Source organism: Nocardia sp. NPDC059764 (assembly GCF_042732555.1).
Taxonomy (GTDB): domain Bacteria; phylum Actinomycetota; class Actinomycetes; order Mycobacteriales; family Mycobacteriaceae; genus Nocardia.
Genome location: NZ_JBHWHH010000331.1, coordinates 1 through 2,777, shown reverse-complemented (window position 1 = coordinate 2,777; position 2,777 = coordinate 1). Strand labels below are relative to the sequence as shown.

The window sequence follows — 2,777 nt, the reverse complement described above, 5'->3', positions numbered from 1 at the left end:
GCCCGGTGCCGCTGTTAAAGTTCAAGTGTTGTCTGCCAACACCGTCATGGTTCTCGGCGTTCTCTCGCTGAATCCGTGGCCTGACCTATGTCGTTAGCCAGGAGGATCTGTGCTTTCCGCCTTCGTGTCGGCTTTCCGGACCCCGGACTTACGGCGGAAGATTCTCTTCACGCTGGGACTGATCGCGCTCTACCGGCTCGGTGCGTCGCTGCCTTCGCCGGGCGTCAGTTACAAGAACGTTCAAGAGTGCGTCAATCTGGTCAACGGCGGTGACTCCGCCGGTATCTACCAGCTGATCAACCTCTTCTCCGGCGGCGCGCTGCTGCAGCTGTCCGTGTTCGCGATCGGCATCATGCCGTACATCACGGCCAGCATCATCATCCAGCTGTTGACCGTCGTGATCCCGCGGTTCGAGGAACTGCGAAAAGAGGGTCAAGCGGGTCAGAACAAGATGACCCAGTACACGCGCTATCTGTCCGTGGCGCTGGCGATCCTGCAGTCGACCGGTCTGGTCGCGCTCGCCTCCCGCGGTCAGCTGCTGCGTGGCTGCCCCAAGGACATTCTCGACGACACCTCCATCTTCGGCATGATCATCATCGTGCTGGTCATGACCGCGGGCGCGGCCCTGGTCATGTGGTTCGGCGAGCAGATCACCGAGCGCGGCATCGGTAACGGCATGTCGCTGTTGATCTTCGCGGGTATCGCCGCCCGTATCCCCTCCGAGGGCAAGATGATCTGGGACAGCCGCGGCGTGGGCATCTTCGCCCTGGTCTGCGCGGCCGCCCTGGTGGTCATCGTCGGCGTCATCTTCGTCGAGCAGGGCCAGCGCCGGATTCCGGTGCAGTACGCCAAGCGCGTGGTCGGCCGGAAGATGTACGGCGGTTCCTCGACCTATCTGCCGCTGAAGGTCAACCAGGCGGGTGTGATCCCGGTGATCTTCGCGTCGTCGCTGCTGTACCTGCCGAACCTGCTGGCGCAGCTGACCCAGAAGAGCACGGGCAATCCGGCCAAGTGGCAGGAGCTGATCCAGAAGTATCTGGTCAACCCGAGCAACCCGGTCTACGTGGGGATCTACTTCGCCCTGATCGTGTTCTTCACCTACTTCTACGTCGCGATCACCTTCAACCCGGAGGAGCGCGCGGACGAGATGAAGAAGTTCGGCGGCTTCATCCCGGGCTACCGGCCGGGCAAGCCGACCGCCGATTACCTGAACTATGTCCTGAGCCGGATCACCCTCCCCGGCTCCATCTACCTCGGTGCTGTCGCTGTTTTGCCGAACTTGCTCCTCGGCATCGGAGCCTCGGGCGGCGTGACGAATCTGCCGTTCGGTGGTACCGCGGTGCTGATCATTGTGAGCGTCGGCCTCGATACCGTGAAACAAATCGAGAGCCAGTTGATGAACCGAAACTACGAAGGGTTCCTGAAGTGAGACTCGTACTGCTCGGACCGCCCGGCGCCGGTAAAGGCACCCAGGCCGAACTGTTGTCGGAAAAGCTCGGTGTTCCGCACATCTCCACTGGAGCCCTGTTTCGCACGAACATCGACCAGCAGACCGCGCTGGGCAAGGAAGCCCAGGGGTACATCGACGCCGGCAACCTGGTGCCGTCGGACGTGACCAACCGCATGGTCGAGGCCCGGATCGCCGAGCCGGACGCCGTCAACGGCTTCATCCTGGACGGCTACCCGCGCACCGTGGATCAGGCCGAGGCGCTGGAGAAGATGCTGAAGGGCATGGGCAAGGAGCTCGACGCCGTGCTGTCCTTCGTGGTCGACGAGGACGTGGTGGTCGAGCGCATGCTGGCCCGTGGCCGCGGCGACGACACCGAAGAGGTCATCCGCAACCGCATGCGCGTCTACCGCGAGGAGACCGAGCCGCTGCTGGTGCACTATGACGGCCAGGTCGTGTCGGTCGAGGGCGTCGGCGAGATCGCCGAGGTCAACGAGAACGCGCTCAAGGCCCTGGGTCGCTGAATGGTCTTCGGCCGTAAGAGCAAGCGGGTGGTGCCTTTCCGCACCGCCGGTGAACTGGATGCCATGGCGGCGGCCGGCGCTATCGTCGGCCGCGCGCTGGTGGCGGTGCGCGACGCCGCCAAGCCCGGGGTCTCGACCCTGGAGCTGGACGAGGTGGCCGAGCAGGTCATCCGCGAGGCCAACGCGATCCCGTCGTTCAAGGGCTATCACGGCTTCCCGGGTTCGATCTGCTCGTCGGTGAACGACCGTGTGGTGCACGGCATTCCGTCCAAGGGCGACATCCTGTCCGAGGGCGATCTGGTCTCCATCGACTGCGGCGCCATCCTCGACGGCTGGCACGGCGATTCGGCGTGGACCTTCGGCGTCGGCACCATCATCGAGGCGGACCGCCTGCTCAGCGAGGCGACCAAGCTCTCGATGGAGGCCGGCATCGCCGCCATGATCCCCGGCAACCGGCTCTCGGACGTCTCGCACGCCATCGAGCAGGGCACCTACGCCGCGGAGAAGCTGCACGGCCGCAAGTACGGCATCGTCTCCGGCTACGGCGGCCACGCCATCGGCCGTGAGATGCACATGGATCCGTTCCTGCCGAACGAGGGCGCTCCCGGCAAGGGTCCCGAGCTGCGCGTCGGCTCGGTCCTGGCCATCGAGCCCATGCTCACCCTCGGCACCACGGAAACCCATGAGCTGGACGATCATTGGACCGTCGTCACCGATGACGGTTCCCGCGCCGCTCACTGGGAGCACACGGTCGCGGTGACCGAGAACGGTCCCCGCATCCTGACGCTCCGCCCGGAGTAGCCCTC

At 64.8% G+C, this 2,777-nt stretch carries 3 protein-coding genes; all 3 read left to right on the top strand.

Annotation, left to right across the window (positions count from 1 at the left end):
* The first annotated feature begins 109 nt into the window (after positions 1-109).
* Genes secY through map form a run of 3 tightly spaced genes read left to right on the top strand, consistent with a single transcriptional unit; the run spans position 110 to position 2,772 of the window.
* A complete protein-coding gene (gene secY / locus ACFV4K_RS35350; protein ID WP_379280644.1) occupies positions 110-1,429 on the top strand; it encodes a preprotein translocase subunit SecY in 1,320 nt (439 codons plus the stop codon).
* Positions 1,426-1,971: an adenylate kinase gene (locus ACFV4K_RS35345; RefSeq protein ID WP_379280643.1), complete on the top strand. Its 546-nt coding sequence runs from the start codon at positions 1,426-1,428 to the stop codon at positions 1,969-1,971. Before secY ends, ACFV4K_RS35345 begins: the two co-directional genes overlap by 4 nt.
* The gene (map, locus tag ACFV4K_RS35340) at positions 1,972-2,772 is read left to right on the top strand and encodes a type I methionyl aminopeptidase (RefSeq protein WP_357089095.1); all 801 of its coding nucleotides are present in this window, start codon (positions 1,972-1,974) and stop codon (positions 2,770-2,772) included. It abuts the gene before it with no gap.
* The last annotated feature ends 5 nt before the right edge of the window (positions 2,773-2,777 follow it).

Excerpts from the sequence above, each read along its gene's own strand:
- map (WP_357089095.1), top strand. The coding sequence starts at position 1,972 with ATGGTCTTCGGCCGTAAGAGCAAGCGGGTGGTGCCTTTCCGCACCGCC.